Origin of the sequence: Oerskovia enterophila (assembly GCF_044748475.1) — a bacterium.
GTDB lineage: Bacteria > Actinomycetota > Actinomycetes > Actinomycetales > Cellulomonadaceae > Oerskovia > Oerskovia enterophila.
Map to the genome: position 1 here is coordinate 99,307 of NZ_JBIVFZ010000004.1, position 14,946 is coordinate 114,252.

Here is a 14,946-nt window from a genome sequence, read left to right on the forward strand (position 1 = left end):
CCCGGGCCCGGGGGGGGGCGCGCGGGTATGGGCGCCGGGGCCGCCCCGCCGCGCGGCGCGGGCCCCCCCCGCTGATGTCAGCTGCGCCCCCTGGATCAGCTGATCTGGGAGCATCTGCTCACTTCTCGGCGGACTCGTTCTGGCTCGGGGTCAAACCGTCAGCTCCGCGCGTCCACCATCCGAGCCCCCGACACGACTCCCGAGAGCCCTCGCCGGTCGCGGGTGCACAGGACCGAGACGACCGCCACGAAGGCGACGAGACCACCGAGGGGTGCTGCGACGTCGGGAACGGGGCCACCACCCGGGACCTCCGCCAGGATCAGGCACGCTCCCCACAGCCCGCCCGACGCGAAGCCGCGCACCGCACGGCGGAGCGTCGTCCCGCGGCCCAGCCCGTCGGGCCCGACGGACCCCGCCGCGGCGTCGACCGTCCAGCGCGGCTCGAGCCACAGGGCGCGCTGCCCCCACGACGCCCCGCTACCGAGGAACGGCGGCACGAACAGGACCAGCACCACGGGCACCACGGTCCCGAGCGCGACGTCGACGCCGTCCGAGCCGAGCGGGATGTCCTGGCCCGTGGCGACCAGGACCACCCGGTAGGACAGCACCAGCACCGTCCCGACGACCGAGACCAGCAACGCGTCGAGCACCATGCCCAACCACCGCCGCCACACCGTGACCGGGCGCGGGACACCGCGCTGCGCCGCGAGGTCCGTCGCGCGCGGCATCCACCGCAGCACCACCGGTGCGATCAGCGCACCGATCAACCCGCCGAGCGTGTTGGTCAGGAGGTCGTCGACGTCGGCCAGGCGGTACGAGCACGGGATGAGGCCATAGATGCCCGTGCCCTGCGTCGTCTCGATGAACAGCGAGGCCGCGAACGCCGACAGCACCGTGAGCGGCAGCCGCCACCCGAAGAACCGGCGCACCAGCACACCCCACGGGATGAACAGCACCACGTTGAACACCGTCTGCAGCACGGCCGGGCTGCGCAACCGCGCTGCCGTGCTCATGCCCGCGGTGTCCCGGCGGATGTCCTCGACGAACTGGAACGGGTTCAGCTGAGGACCCGAGAACCCGTGCTGCGCGCACCACTGCGCCAGGTCGCCCGAGGGCAGCGGCAGGAGCGTGTACGCGACGAGCGCGACACCGTAGACCGCGACCGCGGCCGACCCCAGCAGACGCAGCCCGCTGAGCCGCCCGTACCGTCGGTACTGCCACACCACGACGGGCAGCAGGATCGTCAGGAACACGACGAGGCCGCCGATCACGCCCACGTACGCGGGCCAGGTCCACATGCTCACGTCGAGACCCTAGCCAGGTGCGCACGGCGCGGCGCGGTGGACCGGCGTCGCGTGCGTCACGCCGGTGGCCGCTCAGGCGTCGCCGTCGTGCCCGCCGTCGCCGTGCGACTCGCCACGGCCCAGGTCGCGACCGTGGTCGCGGGCCCGGTCGCGGTCAGGGTCGCGATCAGGGGCACCACGGTCGCGATCGACCGCCGCGTCGCCCTCGCCGCCCTCTCGCCCGCGCTCCTCGTGCGCGTGGTCCTCGTGTGCGCTCTCCTCGTGCTCGACCCGCTCGTCCTCGACCCGGTTCCGCTCGGCCGTCTCCTCACGCTCGTCGATCACGTCCTGCCCGGGGCCGGCGAACGCCTTGGAGCGCTCGACCCCCTCGGCCGTCCCGCTGAAGAACGCCGACTCGGACGCGCCCCCGGGCTGGTCCTCCGGGCCCACGTCCGCCGTCCCGTCCGGCGCGGCCGCGAGCGCCGCCTCGACGGGCGACATGACGCGCGTCTCGACGACGTCCTGCGGCGCGCTGACCCGCCCGACGACCCGGGCCTGGTCGCGCACCGAGACGCGTCGGGTCGCGGGCCGGGTCGAGAGCGGGGGCTGCCCGGGGATGCCAGGACCCACGGGGATCGCGGGAGGAAGACTCCCCTCGTGCTTCGGCTTCTCGCGGGCCGGGATCGTGGGCTGCGCCGCGACAGCCGCGCCGCCGGGCGCGACGTCCGGGTCCTCGCTGATCCGCCCCTCCTCGACCCCCTCGAAACGCGTGCGGGGCAGCGAGTCGGCGCTCGACCGCTGGAGCCACTCGACGAGCCCCTCGCGCACGAAGCACCGCAGGTCGAACAGGGTCGGGGCGTCGCGCGCGCTCACGAGCGCGCGCACCCGGACGACGCCGTTGATCGCGTCGGTCACCTGGAGGATGCCCACGCGCTGGTCCCACAGGTCGGTGTGCGCGAGGAGCCGCTTGAGCTCGGCGCGCATGGCGCCGAACGGCACCCGGAAGTCGAGGTCGAGCTCCACCGTGCCGAGCAGGTCCGCGGCCCGGCGCGTCCAGTTCTGGAACGGCGTCGTCGTGAAGTAGGTGCACGGCATGATGAGGCGCCGGTCGTCCCACAGGTGCACCACGACGTACGTCATGGTGATCTCCTCGATCCGGCCCCACTCGCCCTCGAGGACCACGACGTCGTCGACCCGGATCCCGTCCGTGAACGCGATCTGCATGCCCGCGAACACGTTCGCGAGCGACGTCTGCGCCGCGAGGCCCGCGACGATCGAGATGACGCCCGCCGACGCCAGGATGCTCGCCCCGGCGGCCCGCGCCGCGGGGAAGGTCAGGAGGACCGCGGCGATCGCGCAGATGACGATGATCGCGACCGTGAGCCGCCGGACCACGATGATCTGGGTGCGGATGCGGCGCGCGTGCCGGTTGTCGACCACGTCGACCCGGAACCGCTTGAGCGCGCTGTCCTCGAGCACGAACGCGAGCGCGCCCACCCACCAGGCTCCCGCCGCGATGAGCAGGACCAGCAGCAGGTGCTCGACCGCCGCCCGCCACTCGACGGTCGGGGGCGTCGTGACCCGCACCGCGATCCACACGGCCACGACCATGAGGACGGCCCGGTCCGGGCGGCGCAGCCTGCGCGAGATGTCCCGGGCGAGCTCGCTGCGCCGCCCGATCCGGTTCACGATCGCCGAGATGATGGTGCCCAGCACGAACGCGGCCACGAGCGCTCCCGCGACGGCGGCCAGGGTCAGGGCGACGTCGGTCGCGTTCTCGATCTCCTCGTCCATCCGTCCACGCTAGGCGCGCGGGCTGCGAGGCGCCTGGACAGGCGCTGTGCGCGCACGTGTCCAGGGCGCGCGGACGCGCCTCAGCGCGCCAGCCACGGTGCCAGACGCCGGGTCACCCACGGCAGCACCGCGTACGTCATGATCGGGGTCAGCACGAGCGTCGTGACGAGCACCCTGGGGAGCACGGGCAGCTCTCCGAACCGCGGGACCGCCCAGGACATGAGGAGCGTAAAGGCGAGGTTCACGGGGAAGAACCCGAGCCAGATGCTCACCGACTGCTTCCACCGTGCCGGTGCGCGCGCGGCGCTGATCCGCGGCTCCTCGACGCGGGCCGGCGCGTCGAACCACCCCTCGATGCCCGTGCGGCGCTCGACGCGCTGCTCCTCGACGAGACCCTGCCCCTCCTGGAGCCAGGCGACTCGCTCGGGCGAGGAGTCCCAGGCGTCGAGCGTCGACTCGTCGGCGAAGCGGTAGAGCATGTGCCAGTCGTGCGAGTCCTTCGCGGCGCGCACCCAGCCGGAGCCGAGGAACCCCGGGTACGTGTTGGCCATGTTGACGCCGGCCTGGACCCAGCGCGTCGCGTCCGGGACCAGGTCGGGGTGGATGCGGCGGTGGATGGAGACGGTGACGGGCCGGTCCGGGGATCGCCCGGCCGTGCCCGCGGAAGGAGCGGTCATGAGGGCGAGTACACGACGCCCGAGCTTCCGAGGTGTGAACTCGGGCCGTCCTGGGACGGCAGGTCCCGACAGGTGGACGCTCGCACCCGACGGGCAGCCCCGCGGAGGCGCTCCCCGCTCCTCGGCTACGCCGAGGCGCCGTGCTGGTCGAGCAGGTGCCGCGAGACCGTCTCGATCACGCCGTACGGCACGGGCTCCTTGAGCATGAACTTGAGCGTCCCCTTGGACGCCCGGTACGGGGCGACGAGACGCTCGAAGTCCTCGTCGCCGTCGGGCACCGGGTACAGGCTCACGTGGTGCTTCCAGCCTGCGAAGTACACGATGACGCGCCCCTTCGCCGTCACGGCGGGGATCTGGTAGCTGATCTTCTCGCCCGCGTCGGGCACGACCCGGTGGATCGTGCGACGCATCTCCTGCAGGATCTCCTGGGTCTCGGGCGGGAACGAGCCGATGTAGTCGTCGACGGTCGCGAACGTCGCGGTCATGCCTGCCTCCCCAGGGTGCGCCCCGCCCGGACGCGGGGGCTCACCTCCTACTGTCCCGCGCGAGCGCGCGACCGGCCTGCGGGAGGTCACCACCGACGGGCTGGGGAACGTGCTCGACGGGTCGTCCGATCACCCTCGGCGGGCACGTGCGACACCGTCAGCGCGCCGGTGCCCGCCGCCGCGACCATACTGGCCAGATGATCTCCTGGGACCTGGCGCTGGCCCTCCGCGAGGCGGGGGTCCGCTGGCACCCTGCCTCGGGGGACCGCTTCCGGCTCCTCGGCGTCGGACCCGAGGGCGACGTCTTCACCGTGAGCGACATGACGATCGAGCCCCACGAGTTCGACACCGGGGTCGTCCTCGGGTTCAACGGCACCACCGAGTGGGCGCTCGACTCCGTGGCCCTCGAGGACGCGCTGTGGCACCCCCTCGAGTCCCAGCTCCGCGCGCTGCTCGGCGGGACCTTCCGCTGGCTCCAACGCTTCGTCGAGGACGACGACCACCCCGCCTACCTCGTCGAGATCGAGCTCGCCGGGCGCAAGGTCTCCTTCCGCGGGCACGACCCGGCCGACGCCTACGGTGAGGCTCTCCTGCACCTCGTGATGGCGTCGTCGGGCCCGGAGAGCGGGCGCGAGGTGACGACCTGACCACCGGGGAGTCGCGACCCGCGGAGACGGCCGACGACGCCTCGTCGGCCGAGTCTCCGTCGCCCAGCGCGGAGGCCGCCACCGCCATCCCGGCGCCTGCCGCCCACCCCCCTGCCGAGCCGGACCACGCGCCGCCCAGGCAACCTCGCCGGGGACCGCGCCGGTTCGCCGGCCTGCGCCGGGCCCCGGCGACGTTTCGCCGCGTGCTCCAAGCCCTCGGCAACCAGAGCCCGCCCGAGGAGCAGCCGGACGTCCCCGAGATCTCCCCCGACCTCATCCCGCTGCTGCGCGAGCTCGGACGGGCCATGCTGGACTCGGGCCAGTCGGTCAACGACGCCCAGGACGTCCTGGAGCAGGTCGCCGACCTGCACGGAGCACGCACGGTGCAGACCCTGGTGCTGCCGACGTGCGTCTTCATCCGCGCGCAGACCGCGACGGGCGTCGTCACCGACTTCACCGACGCCGCGGGGAGCGGCCTGAACCTCGACCAGATCGGCGCTCTCTACGGCGTGATCCGCGGGCTGCGGACCCAGACGATCGAGCTCGCCGACGCTCGCGCCGAGCTGCGCGCGATCCGGCGACGGCCGCCGCGCTTCGGCGCCGTGCTCACGATCGTCGGGCACGCGATCCTGACGCTGGGGTTCGGGCTGATCCTCAACCCGACCCTCGACCTGCTGCCCGTCTTCCTGGTGCTGGGGCTCGGCGTCGGGATCCTGCGGTGGCTGGCCGGGCGCTGGCCCACGCTCAGCACGGCCCTGCCCGTCGTCGCGGCGTTCCTCGTGACGGTCGTCGCGATCCAGGTGGTCCATCCGTGGCTCGGCGACAGCCCCCTGCAGGTCCTCGTGCCGCCGCTCATCAGCTTCCTGCCCGGCTCGGTGCTCACGGTCGCCGCGATCGAGCTGACCAGCAACCAGATCGTCTCGGGAGCGAGCAGGCTCCTGTACGGGATCGCCCAGCTCCTCCTGCTGGTCTTCGGCGTCGTCGCCGGAGCGGCGGTCGCGGGCGACCTGATCGCCGGGCACAGCGGCGACCGCCTGGGCTGGTGGGCCCCGTGGGTGGGGATCGTCATGGTGGGCCTAGGACAGATGCTCTTCTCCTCGACCCCGCGTCGGAGCCTGCCCTGGGTGCTCGTGGTGCTGTTCGCCGCCTATGCAGCCCAGCTCGGTGGGTCCTTCGTCGCCCCGGAGATCTCCGGGTTCTTCGGCGCGCTCGTGATCGTGCCGCTCGCGACGCTCGTCGAGCGGACCAGCACGGGCCCGCCCGCGATCATCACGACCCTCCCCGCGTTCTGGCTCCTCGTCCCCGGTGCGCTGAGCTTCCTGGGGCTGTCCGAGCTCGTGGCGGGCAACACCGGGTCGGTGTCGGACATCGCCAACGCGGTCGTCGCCGTCTTCGCGATCGCGCTGGGCATGCTCGTGGGAACGGCGCTGACTCGCGACGCGAGACGCGTCGGTCGTACCTTCTTCACCGAATAAGCCCAGACCAGGCACGCCATCACCCGCAGATCCTTGCGCATCGACGCCAGGCCGCTCACAAACGTAGTTGAAGATGGAACGAGTTGGCAGGCACCGAGGACCGTCCTCGCATCCCGTCTGCCGACGCACTGCGGCTCCCACGTCATCCGGACGCGCCGCGACCCAGGCCGCTGAGGCCCCAGCACGATCCCCGTCACCGCGACGGCACGGTACGGCGTCGAGCCCACGCTCGACAGCCGCAGTGCGCACGCGGTCCGGCCTCGGCCCGACGAACGGAACACCGGAACATCGTGACAACTGCATCGATCAGCTCTGCCGCGCCCGTCGGGCGCCTCTCGACCCGTAGCACCGACCACCGCACCACGAACCTCCTCGGCGTCGCCGACCTCCCGGTCGTCGGCGTGGGAGGTGACCGCTGATGGGTCGTCACTCCCAGCGGCACTTCGCCGCCTCCCTGCCCGGTCGCTCGCTCAGGCGGCGCTCACCCTTCGCGGTGGCCGCTGCCCTCGCGGCGGTCGCCATCAGCACGACCGCAGGCGCTGCGAGCCTGGTGACCTCGCCGGGCACCGCCCCCGAGTCCGCCTCGACCGCGGGCGTGTCCGCCCCGGCCGTCACGAGCGTCTCGGGAGCGAGCGCGTCCACCCCGGAAGAGCAGGCCGCGCTCGACGCCGCCAGCACCGAGCTCGTCCGTGCCGAGTTCCTCGCCGGCGAGGGCGCATCGCGCCTCACGCCCGACCAGCTCGCGCAGATCACCGCGACCCGTGACCAGCTCCGCCAGCTCGTGAGCGCCGCGACGACCACGGACGCCGCCCAGGCGTCGGGGGCCCCGACCGACAGCACCGCGGACGCGGCCACGAGCACCACGCTCGACGCGGCCGGCGCCGACGACACGCTCGACGGTCGCGACACGTTCCGCGCGAGCCGTGCGGGATCCGAGGGCCGCGAGGCGCTCACGACCGACGGCACCGCGGAAGCAGCCACCGACGAGACCCCGTCCGAGGCCGCTCTCGCGGACGCAGCAGCTGCCGGCGAGACGACAGCCGCGCCGGCCGGCGACGAGACCGCTTCACCTGCCGAGACGCCCGCCGACGCACCTGCCCCCGAGGCACCTGCCGCGGAGACGCCGACGACTGCGGAGGTCGTCCCCTCGGTCGCAGAGATCGACGCTGCGACCACCGCTCTGCGCGGGCTGCTCGACGCGACGGCGGTCGCCGTGGCGGTCGAGCCGGCTCCGCCGACGGCCGAGGAGATCGCGGCCCAGCAGGCCGCCGAGCGCGCCGCCATGGCGCAGCAGCTCGCCGCCTGGGCCGCGAGCACGGCCGGGTACGCCAACGGCACCATCCCCGCGAACCTCCTGTGCGCCCCGAGCTTCGCTCCCGGTGAGCTCGTGCGCTGCGACGCCGCGTACCAGCTCGAGCAGCTCAACGCGGCCTACGTGGCGGCGTTCGGCACGAACATCACCGTGACGTCGTCGTACCGCTCGTACGCCTCGCAGGTCGCCGTGAAGGCCCAGAAGGGCTTCCTGGCGGCGGCCCCCGGGACGTCGAACCACGGCATGGCCCAGGCGCTCGACCTGGGTGGCGGCATCAGCAGCTTCGGCAGCGCGCAGTACGACTGGATGCGTGCGAACGCCCCGGCCTACGGCTGGGAGAACCCCGAGTGGGCTCGCCAGGGCGGCTCCAAGCCCGAGCCCTGGCACTGGGAGTACGGCGTCACGTACTGACCCGTGCGTCGTGCCGAGAACGGCTTGCGCCGACCCACGCACAGCAGCTCATGACACCGCCGAGGGCGGGGCACCGGAACCCGGTGCCCCGCCCTCGGCGGTGCTGTCTCCCCTGGTCGCGCGGCACACACCAGCGCATGCCGCCCGGCACACGCCGGCATCGTGGCCCGGCACACGCCGGCATCCGAGCCACCCTCCCGGCTCACGTCCAGGTGATCCCGATGAGCAGCATGGTCACGAGGAACCCGGTCACGAGGTTGAGCCACAGGAAGCGTCGCCACCCAGCGTTGGCCCGCTCGCAGTCCTCGTCACGCACGGACCAGAACGACGCGACGTTCACGAGGTACGGCAGCGGGAGCAGGGCGGCGAGCCACCCGGGCCACGGGAGGAACGCCAGCAGCAGCGCGGCCACCAGGTAGGCGACCGAGGCGACCACCACGGTCCGGTGCGCCCCGATCACGGTCGCGACCGAGCCGATCCCGCCGGCCCGGTCCGCCTGCACGTCCTGCACCGCGCCGAACGCGTGCGACGCGGCTCCCCACAGCACGAACGCCACCAGCACGGGCCACACGGACCGCGCGCCCAGGTCCGCACCGACCAGCACGAGCGCGTAGAGCAGCGGCCCCACGAAGTGCATGGCGGAGGTGAACGAGTCGAGGAAGGGCCGCTCCTTGAAGCGCAGCACGGGTGCGGAGTAGGCCACGACGAGGAAGACCACGACGGCGAGCGTCAGGTTCGCGCCCGCGTCGCCCTGGAGCAGCATCCACGCGAGGAACGGGACGTTCGTCACGACGCACGCCCACAGGATCCGTCGGTGCGTGCGTCGCGCGGTCGCGGGGTCGGCGAGCGCCCCCTCGATGCCGCCCTTGCGCGGGTTCCGCAGGTCGGACGCGTAGTCGAACACGTCGTTGACGCCGTACATGAGCAGGTTGTACGGGACGAGGAAGTACAGCGTCCCGACGACGAGCGCGGCGTCGATCCGTCCTCCCGTCGCCACGAGGTACCCCGCGGCGAAGGGGTATGCCGTGTTGATCCAGGAGAACGGGCGCGACGCCGCCGCGATCTCGCGCAGGGCGACCAGCGGCCCCGGCGACGCCCCGGGTTCCACGGCGACCCGCGTCATGACTGGCCTCCCGCGTGCCGCCGACGGCGACCGTCCCCCACCCAGGTCCACACCGCCGGCAGCAGGAGCACCGCGGCGATCGGGTAGGCGAAGTCCTCGAGCGGCGCACCGGCCAGGTAGACGCCCAGGATCTTGTCCGGCGCGTACACGTAGAGCCCCACCGCGATCATGATCGTGTCGAACACGAGCGTCAGGACGACCATCACCGCGGCCGTCCACAGGAGCGGACCGGCCCGGTGCCGGCGCAGCGCCTGCCAGGTCACCGCGACGACGAGCAGGACCACCACGATGTTGAGGACGATGTTGGTCATGCGTCGGCCCCCGTCGTCGGTCCGTCCGCGGCCTCGCCTGCCTGGGTCGTCCCTGCCGACCCCGCCGTGCCGGCCGCCGCACGAACTTCCTCTCGACGGTCCCTCCCCCGCAGCCGCAGGTCCAGGAACCGCCAGACCAGCAGCGTGTTGTAGCAGAGCAGCGTCAGGAAGACCGCCTCCTCGACGGGCAGCTCGGGCGCGAGCTGGAGCCCCGTCATGTGGGGCGAGTCGCCGCGCGCGAAGATCCCCAGGGCGAGGCCGGCGACGTCCCACGCGAGGAAGAACAGCACGCCGACCACGAGCGTGATCGCAGTCCTGGCGGGGTCCGCCCAGAACGCGAGGCGGAACCGTCGGTCGAGCACCGCGAGCCCCCCGAGAGAGACCACGAGCGCACCGAGGTAGGCGAACCCGGTCACGAGGCACCGCCCCGCAGCCGGTCGGGCCGCCGGCTCGCCGCGAGGAAGCCGCGGCGCAGAGGCGTCGGCAGCGGCCGGGACGAGGTCTCGCCGAGGAGCCGCTTGACGACGAGCTCGGCGCTGATGAGGCACATGGGCAGCCCGACGCCGGGCGCGGTCCCGGCGCCCGCGAAGTACAGGTTGGGGACCGCGCGCGAGCGGCCGGGCGGCCGGAACATCGCGCTCTGCGCGAGCGTGTGCTCCATGCCCAGGGCGGTACCGCGCCAGGAGGAGAACTCGGTCGCGAAGTGCGCGGGCCCCAGCACCCTGCGCGTCACGACCCGTCCGCGCAGGTCGTCGATCCCGGCCCAGGCGCCGACCTGGTCGAGGTACCCGTCGGCGAGGTCCTCGAGCACAGCCTGCGAGGGCGCGTCGCCGCCGAGGGCCGGGTCTGCGGGGAACGGCACCAGGACGAAGAGGTTCTCGTGGCCGGGTGGCGCTGCGGGGTGATCGAGGCTCGCGTCGTCGGTCGCCGAGGTCCGCGAGACGTAGAGCGAGGCCGGGGTGGGCACGCGCAACGTGCCCACGTCGCTCGAGGCCCCCTGCCCCAGGACCGCCTCGAAGTTGCCGCGCCAGTCCTCGGTGAAGAACAGCGAGTGGTGCGGAAGCTCGGGCAGCTCGCCGCGGACGCCCGCGAGCACGAGCAGCGCCGAGATGCCCGGCCCGCGGTCCTCCCACGACGCGGCGGGCAGGTCGGCGTACGCGCTCGGCAGCAGCGCGGTCTGCGTGTGGTGGAGGTCCGCGCCCGACACCACGACGTCCGCGGGGACGACCTCGCCGTCCCGCAGCCGCACCCCGGTCGCGACGCCTCGCGCGCGCCGCCGGGAGCGGGCGGTCCGCGCCCGGGGCGAGGCTCCGCCGTCGGGCCCGGGGACGGCCGGAGCGACCTCGATCTCGACGACGTCGCTCCCCGTGCGGATCGTCACGCCCTCCGAGCGGGCCAGCTTCTCCATGGCCTCGACGATCGTGTACATGCCCCCGCGCGGGAACCGGACGCCCTCGACGAGGTCGAGATGGCTCATGAGCGAGTACAGCGCGGGTACGCGGTAGGGCGACGAGCCGAGGAAGACCGCGTGGTAGCCCAGGACCTGGCGCAGGCGCGAATCCTCCACCCGGCGCTCGACGCGGTCGGCGAGCGAGCGACCGAGGAGGGCCGCGAGGCGCGGGAGGCGCCGCAGCACCGAGCCGTCGATCGCGCGGTCGGGCCGCTCGAAGGTCGTGTAGAGGAAGTGGTCGAGCGCCAGCCGGTAGGCCTCGCTCGACTCCGCGGCGTACGCGCGCACGCGTTCTCCGTCGCCCGGCGAGAGCGCGTCGAAGCGTGCCCAGTTGGCCTCCGCGTCGCGCGTGACGTCGAGGACGGTCCGGGCGCGGGTGGCGTCAGCCTGCTCGGAGGACGGGGACCCTTCGAAGAAGACCCGGTACGACGGGTCGAGCGGGACCAGGTCCAGGTGGTCCTCGACGCGCTCGCCCAGGAGCGCGAACCAGTGCTCGAACACCTCGGGCATGAAGTACCAAGAGGGACCCGTGTCGAACCGGAACCCGTCGAGCTCGAGCGTCCCGGCGCGCCCGCCCACGTGGTCGTGCCGCTCGAGCAGCGTCACGCGGGCGCCGCCTCGCGCGAGGAGCGTGGCCGTTGCCAGGCCGCCGATCCCCCCGCCCACGACCACGACGTGCGGCATCTCGGGCGGTGCGTGGGTCACGGGGCTCCTCGGGTCGTCGAACGTGCGGTCTGAACGGTGGGTCGGACGTCGCGTCGCAGGGACTCGCGCGCGACCGCGCGGGCCGCGACCACGAGCTTGACCGGGTCGGGGACACGGACCCGGGCACGCAGCAGGTCCTCGGGGCGCGTCGACGCGAGGCGGCCGAGCAGGGTGTCGTAGAGCGCGAGGGTCGCCGCGACGGCCATCCGGGCACGGCGCGGCAGCGACGGGAGCGCGGCGCGGGCGGCGTCGAGGTCGCTCTCGATCTCCGCGAGGATCGCGTCGACGTCCTCCTGCGTGAGGTCCGCGGGGGTGATCCCGGGGAAGTAGCTGCGGCCCAGGTCCTCGTGGTCCGCACGCAGGTCACGCAGGAAGTTGATCTTCTGGAACGCGGCGCCCAGGCCGCGCGCGCCGTGCACGACGGCGTCGCTCGCCCGCACGACCGGCTCGCCCGGGCGTCGCCCGGCGTTGAGGAAGACCGCGAGGCACATGAGCCCGACGACCTCGGCCGAGCCGTAGACGTACTGCTCGTAGCTGGCCTTGTCGTGGACCTGGACCGTGAGGTCCATGCGCATCGAGGCGAAGAACGGGTCGATCTCGGGGTGCCCGATCCCCGTGCGTCGTGCCGTGCGCGCGAACGAGTGGACCACGAGGTTGGTCGAGTACCCGCTCACGAGGGCGCGCGCGGTCTCCTCCTCGAGCCCCGTGAGGAGCTCGTCGGCGCCCTCGCCGCGACGCGTGTCGACGACCTCGTCGGCCACGCGTACCAGCCCGTAGACCGCGTCGATGTCGCGGCGTGCGGCGCTGCCGAGCAGCCGGGACCCCAGCCCGAACGACGTCGAGTACCCCGTGAGGACCGCCCGGCTCGCGCGGGCGGCGGTGCGGTCGTACAGCATCTGCGACACGTGGGCCTCCCCGACGATCGTGACGGCCTTCCCGCCCCCTCGCACCTCAGGCCGCCCTGTCGGCGAACGAGTCGGCCAGGTCGAGCAGGTACGGCCCCAGGGGGGCGGGCAGCTCGGCGGCCGCGGCGCGGGCCTCGTCCAGATGACGCGTCACGGTCGCGCGCACGGCCTCGGGGGCAGCAGTTCGCCGCATGACCGCCCGCACGACGGCGGCTCCCGCATCGGTGAGGTCGGCCCGCCCCACGTGCTGGTCGAGCAGGGCGACGTCCGCCGGTTCGGCACCCCGGTAGGCGCAGGCCAGGAGCAGCGTGCGCTTGCCCTCGCGCAGGTCGGAGACGGTCGACTTCCCGGTGACCCGAGGGTCGCCGAAGACCCCGAGCAGGTCGTCGACCAGCTGGAACGCGACGCCCAGGGCCCGCCCGTAGGTCTCGAGGAGGGCGCAGGTCGCAGCGTCCGCGCCCGCGAGGATCGCCCCGCTCCTCAGCGGGACGACGCACGTGTAGGTCGCGGTCTTGAGCTCGGCGACGAGCTCGGGGTCCACGTCGCTCGGAGCGAGCAGCGGGCCCGAGACGTCCAGGACCTCGCCCGCGACGGCGACCTGCACCGCGCGCACGAGCTGACCTGCGACCGCGAGCTTCTCGCCCGGACCTGCCGTGGATCCCAGGACGAGCTCGAACGCGCCGGCGATCGCCAGGTCACCTCCGAGCAGCGCCGCCGCCTGGACGTGGACGTCGGCGCGAGAGTCGTCGATCCCTGCCTCGGCGAACCGAGAACGCGTCGCTCCCGCGAGGTTCGAGCGCCCGCGCCGGGTCTCGTCGTGGTCGAGCAGGTCGTCGTGCACGAGCATCGCGGTGTGCAGCAGCTCCTGGGCAGCGGCGACGGGAGCCACATCCCCGAGGTCTCGTCCGCCGAGCCCGAGGTAGGCCGCGAGCGTGAGCCGGGGGCGCACGAGCTTTCCGCCTACCTGGTCTGCGAGGTCCGTCCAGAGATCGGCGACCGGTCGGCCTCCGGCTGAGGCGCGTGCAGCGCCCCGCGTGAGGTGCTCGTTCAGTGCCGCCTGCGTCGCGGCGAGCGCCTCGTCGAGCCGGGCGGCAAACCCTTCGTGGGTCGCCGGCCCGTGATCGCGGGCGGACTCTCGCGGTGCCGCGACGGTGGCCCTGGGCCCGTGCGGGGACGTCCCGGACGCCGACCGCTCGGCGACGTCGTCGATGGTCGTGCTGTTTCCGGACATGACCTACCCCTCGATTCCTCAGCGTACTGAGTATTTTGCTCAGCATACTGAGGATTCGAGTCCGTGTCAGCGCCGTACGCCGAAGGGCCCCCTCGCGTGGTGCGAGAGGGCCCCTCCGGGAAGTGCGCGAGGTGGCTCAGACGTCGATGCGGCGCGGCCCTGCCTGCCAGGCCTCCCAGGCCGACGCGATGATCGGCTCGAGCCCCTGGGTGCCGGTCCAGCCGAGCACCTTGTTGATGCGCTCGGGCGACGCGACGAGCTGGGGCGGGTCGCCCGCACGGCGCGGGAGGATCTCCGGGGTCACGTCCAGGCCCGAGACCTTGCCGATCTCGTCGATGACCTCCCGGACCGAGGAACCCGTGCCGGTGCCGACGTTGAAGACGTCGTACGCGCGCTCGTCCTCGTCCAGGTAGCCCAGCGCCGCGAGGTGCGCCTCGGCGAGGTCCAGGACGTGGATGTAGTCGCGGATGCACGTGCCGTCCGGCGTCGGGTAGTCGTCGCCGAAGATCTTGGGCTGCTCGCCCCGCTCGAGGCGGTCGAGGACCATGGGGACGAGGTTGAGGACCGCGGGGTCGCCCAGGTCCGGCCAACCGGCGCCCGCGACGTTGAAGTAGCGCAGCGCGACGAACCGCAGACCCCACGAGCGGCTCGCAGCCCGGCCGAGCCACTCCCCGATGAGCTTGGTCTCGCCGTAGGGGTTGATGGGCTCGGCGTGCAGCTTCTCCTCGACCATCGAGACCGACGGCATGCCGTAGGTCGCCGCGGAGGAGGAGAACACCAGGCGGTCCACGCCGGCGGCCTCCATCGCGGTCACGAGGTTCGTGAAGCCGCCGACGTTCTGCTGGTAGTACCAGGCGGGCTTCTCGACGGACTCGCCGACCTGCTTGCGGGCCGCGAAGTGCACCACGGCGGTGACCTCGTGCTCGGTCAGGGTACGGGTCAGGACCTCGACGGCCTCCGGGCTGGACACGTCCAGGCGCACGAGCGGCGCCCCTCCGATGCGGCCCTCCTGCCCCGTGCTCAGGTCGTCGACCACGACGACCTTCTCCCCCCGCTGCTGCAGCAGGCGCACCACGTGCGCACCGATGTATCCCGCTCCGCCGGTCACCAGAATCGTCATGGGGGCAGCCTAGTTGC

At 73.2% G+C, this 14,946-nt stretch carries 15 protein-coding genes; 4 read left to right on the forward strand and 11 right to left on the reverse strand.

Going from position 1 to position 14,946, the window contains the following annotated elements; translation table 11 throughout:
* Positions 1 to 158: 158 nt before the first annotated feature.
* The 4 genes from ACIPWA_RS13490 to ACIPWA_RS13505 all read right to left on the reverse strand — a co-directional run bounded on the left by ACIPWA_RS13490 (position 159) and on the right by ACIPWA_RS13505 (position 4,239).
* The gene (locus tag ACIPWA_RS13490; protein WP_400291603.1) at positions 159 to 1,298 is read right to left on the reverse strand and encodes a VanZ family protein; all 1,140 of its coding nucleotides are present in this window, start codon (positions 1,296 to 1,298) and stop codon (positions 159 to 161) included.
* 78 nt (positions 1,299 to 1,376) lie between these two features.
* Positions 1,377 to 3,077 carry a mechanosensitive ion channel family protein gene (locus ACIPWA_RS13495; RefSeq protein ID WP_400290903.1) on the reverse strand — a complete coding sequence of 567 codons (1,701 nt, stop codon included), beginning with the start codon at positions 3,075 to 3,077 and terminating at the stop codon, positions 1,377 to 1,379.
* A gap of 80 nt (positions 3,078 to 3,157) precedes the next feature.
* Positions 3,158 to 3,754: an antibiotic biosynthesis monooxygenase gene (locus tag ACIPWA_RS13500; RefSeq protein WP_400290906.1), complete on the reverse strand. Its 597-nt coding sequence runs from the start codon at positions 3,752 to 3,754 to the stop codon at positions 3,158 to 3,160.
* Positions 3,755 to 3,879: 125 nt separating this feature from the next.
* The gene (locus tag ACIPWA_RS13505; RefSeq protein ID WP_056652365.1) at positions 3,880 to 4,239 is read right to left on the reverse strand and encodes an iron chaperone; all 360 of its coding nucleotides are present in this window, start codon (positions 4,237 to 4,239) and stop codon (positions 3,880 to 3,882) included.
* A gap of 197 nt (positions 4,240 to 4,436) precedes the next feature.
* On the opposite strand from ACIPWA_RS13505, the gene ACIPWA_RS13510 reads away from it, so the two are divergent.
* The 4 genes from ACIPWA_RS13510 (at position 4,437) to ACIPWA_RS13525 (ending at position 8,084) form a co-directional block, all read left to right on the forward strand.
* The gene (locus ACIPWA_RS13510; RefSeq protein ID WP_400290909.1) at positions 4,437 to 4,886 is read left to right on the forward strand and encodes a hypothetical protein; all 450 of its coding nucleotides are present in this window, start codon (positions 4,437 to 4,439) and stop codon (positions 4,884 to 4,886) included.
* A gap of 203 nt (positions 4,887 to 5,089) precedes the next feature.
* Positions 5,090 to 6,361, forward strand: coding sequence for a threonine/serine exporter family protein (locus tag ACIPWA_RS13515; protein ID WP_400290912.1), 1,272 nt, complete (start codon positions 5,090 to 5,092; stop codon positions 6,359 to 6,361).
* A gap of 290 nt (positions 6,362 to 6,651) precedes the next feature.
* On the forward strand, positions 6,652 to 6,780 hold the full coding sequence (locus ACIPWA_RS13520) for a hypothetical protein (RefSeq protein ID WP_400290914.1): 129 nt from the start codon (positions 6,652 to 6,654) through the stop codon (positions 6,778 to 6,780).
* Entirely contained in the window at positions 6,780 to 8,084 is a 1,305-nt protein-coding gene (locus ACIPWA_RS13525) for a M15 family metallopeptidase (protein ID WP_400290918.1), read from the forward strand. The genes ACIPWA_RS13520 and ACIPWA_RS13525 overlap by 1 nt, the downstream gene beginning before the upstream one ends.
* A gap of 202 nt (positions 8,085 to 8,286) precedes the next feature.
* On the opposite strand, the gene ACIPWA_RS13530 is transcribed toward ACIPWA_RS13525, so the two are convergent.
* The 7 genes from ACIPWA_RS13530 to galE form a co-directional block, all read right to left on the reverse strand.
* A complete protein-coding gene (locus ACIPWA_RS13530) occupies positions 8,287 to 9,207 on the reverse strand; it encodes a prenyltransferase (protein ID WP_400290920.1) in 921 nt (306 codons plus the stop codon).
* A complete protein-coding gene (locus tag ACIPWA_RS13535) occupies positions 9,204 to 9,518 on the reverse strand; it encodes a lycopene cyclase domain-containing protein (RefSeq protein ID WP_068625964.1) in 315 nt (104 codons plus the stop codon). The genes ACIPWA_RS13530 and ACIPWA_RS13535 overlap by 4 nt, the downstream gene beginning before the upstream one ends.
* A complete protein-coding gene (locus ACIPWA_RS13540) occupies positions 9,515 to 9,934 on the reverse strand; it encodes a lycopene cyclase domain-containing protein (RefSeq protein ID WP_400290922.1) in 420 nt (139 codons plus the stop codon). Before ACIPWA_RS13540 ends, ACIPWA_RS13535 begins: the two co-directional genes overlap by 4 nt.
* The gene (gene crtI / locus ACIPWA_RS13545; RefSeq protein ID WP_400291605.1) at positions 9,931 to 11,652 is read right to left on the reverse strand and encodes a phytoene desaturase family protein; all 1,722 of its coding nucleotides are present in this window, start codon (positions 11,650 to 11,652) and stop codon (positions 9,931 to 9,933) included. Before crtI ends, ACIPWA_RS13540 begins: the two co-directional genes overlap by 4 nt.
* Positions 11,653 to 11,669: 17 nt before the next feature.
* Positions 11,670 to 12,569 (reverse strand): phytoene/squalene synthase family protein, encoded by a 900-nt coding sequence (locus ACIPWA_RS13550; RefSeq protein ID WP_400291606.1) that lies wholly within the window; start codon positions 12,567 to 12,569, stop codon positions 11,670 to 11,672.
* Positions 12,570 to 12,624: 55 nt separating this feature from the next.
* The gene (locus ACIPWA_RS13555; RefSeq protein WP_400290924.1) at positions 12,625 to 13,809 is read right to left on the reverse strand and encodes a polyprenyl synthetase family protein; all 1,185 of its coding nucleotides are present in this window, start codon (positions 13,807 to 13,809) and stop codon (positions 12,625 to 12,627) included.
* Positions 13,810 to 13,945: 136 nt separating this feature from the next.
* A complete protein-coding gene (gene galE / locus ACIPWA_RS13560) occupies positions 13,946 to 14,929 on the reverse strand; it encodes a UDP-glucose 4-epimerase GalE (protein ID WP_400290926.1) in 984 nt (327 codons plus the stop codon).
* Between the last annotated feature and the right edge of the window lie 17 nt (positions 14,930 to 14,946).

What these genes read in the sequence shown, in the direction of transcription:
- ACIPWA_RS13490 (WP_400291603.1), bottom strand. Translation starts at nt 1,298, where the DNA reads ATGTGGACCTGGCCCGCGTACGTGGGCGTGATCGGCGGCCTCGTCGTG.
- ACIPWA_RS13495 (WP_400290903.1), bottom strand. Translation starts at nt 3,077, where the DNA reads ATGGACGAGGAGATCGAGAACGCGACCGACGTCGCCCTGACCCTGGCC.
- ACIPWA_RS13500 (WP_400290906.1), bottom strand. Translation starts at nt 3,754, where the DNA reads ATGACCGCTCCTTCCGCGGGCACGGCCGGGCGATCCCCGGACCGGCCC.
- ACIPWA_RS13505 (WP_056652365.1), bottom strand. Translation starts at nt 4,239, where the DNA reads ATGACCGCGACGTTCGCGACCGTCGACGACTACATCGGCTCGTTCCCG.
- ACIPWA_RS13510 (WP_400290909.1), top strand. Translation starts at nt 4,437, where the DNA reads ATGATCTCCTGGGACCTGGCGCTGGCCCTCCGCGAGGCGGGGGTCCGC.
- ACIPWA_RS13525 (WP_400290918.1), top strand. Translation starts at nt 6,780, where the DNA reads ATGGGTCGTCACTCCCAGCGGCACTTCGCCGCCTCCCTGCCCGGTCGC.
- ACIPWA_RS13530 (WP_400290920.1), bottom strand. Translation starts at nt 9,207, where the DNA reads ATGACGCGGGTCGCCGTGGAACCCGGGGCGTCGCCGGGGCCGCTGGTC.
- ACIPWA_RS13535 (WP_068625964.1), bottom strand. Translation starts at nt 9,518, where the DNA reads ATGACCAACATCGTCCTCAACATCGTGGTGGTCCTGCTCGTCGTCGCG.
- crtI (WP_400291605.1), bottom strand. Translation starts at nt 11,652, where the DNA reads ATGCCGCACGTCGTGGTCGTGGGCGGGGGGATCGGCGGCCTGGCAACG.
- ACIPWA_RS13550 (WP_400291606.1), bottom strand. Translation starts at nt 12,569, where the DNA reads ATGCTGTACGACCGCACCGCCGCCCGCGCGAGCCGGGCGGTCCTCACG.
- ACIPWA_RS13555 (WP_400290924.1), bottom strand. Translation starts at nt 13,809, where the DNA reads ATGTCCGGAAACAGCACGACCATCGACGACGTCGCCGAGCGGTCGGCG.
- galE (WP_400290926.1), bottom strand. Translation starts at nt 14,929, where the DNA reads ATGACGATTCTGGTGACCGGCGGAGCGGGATACATCGGTGCGCACGTG.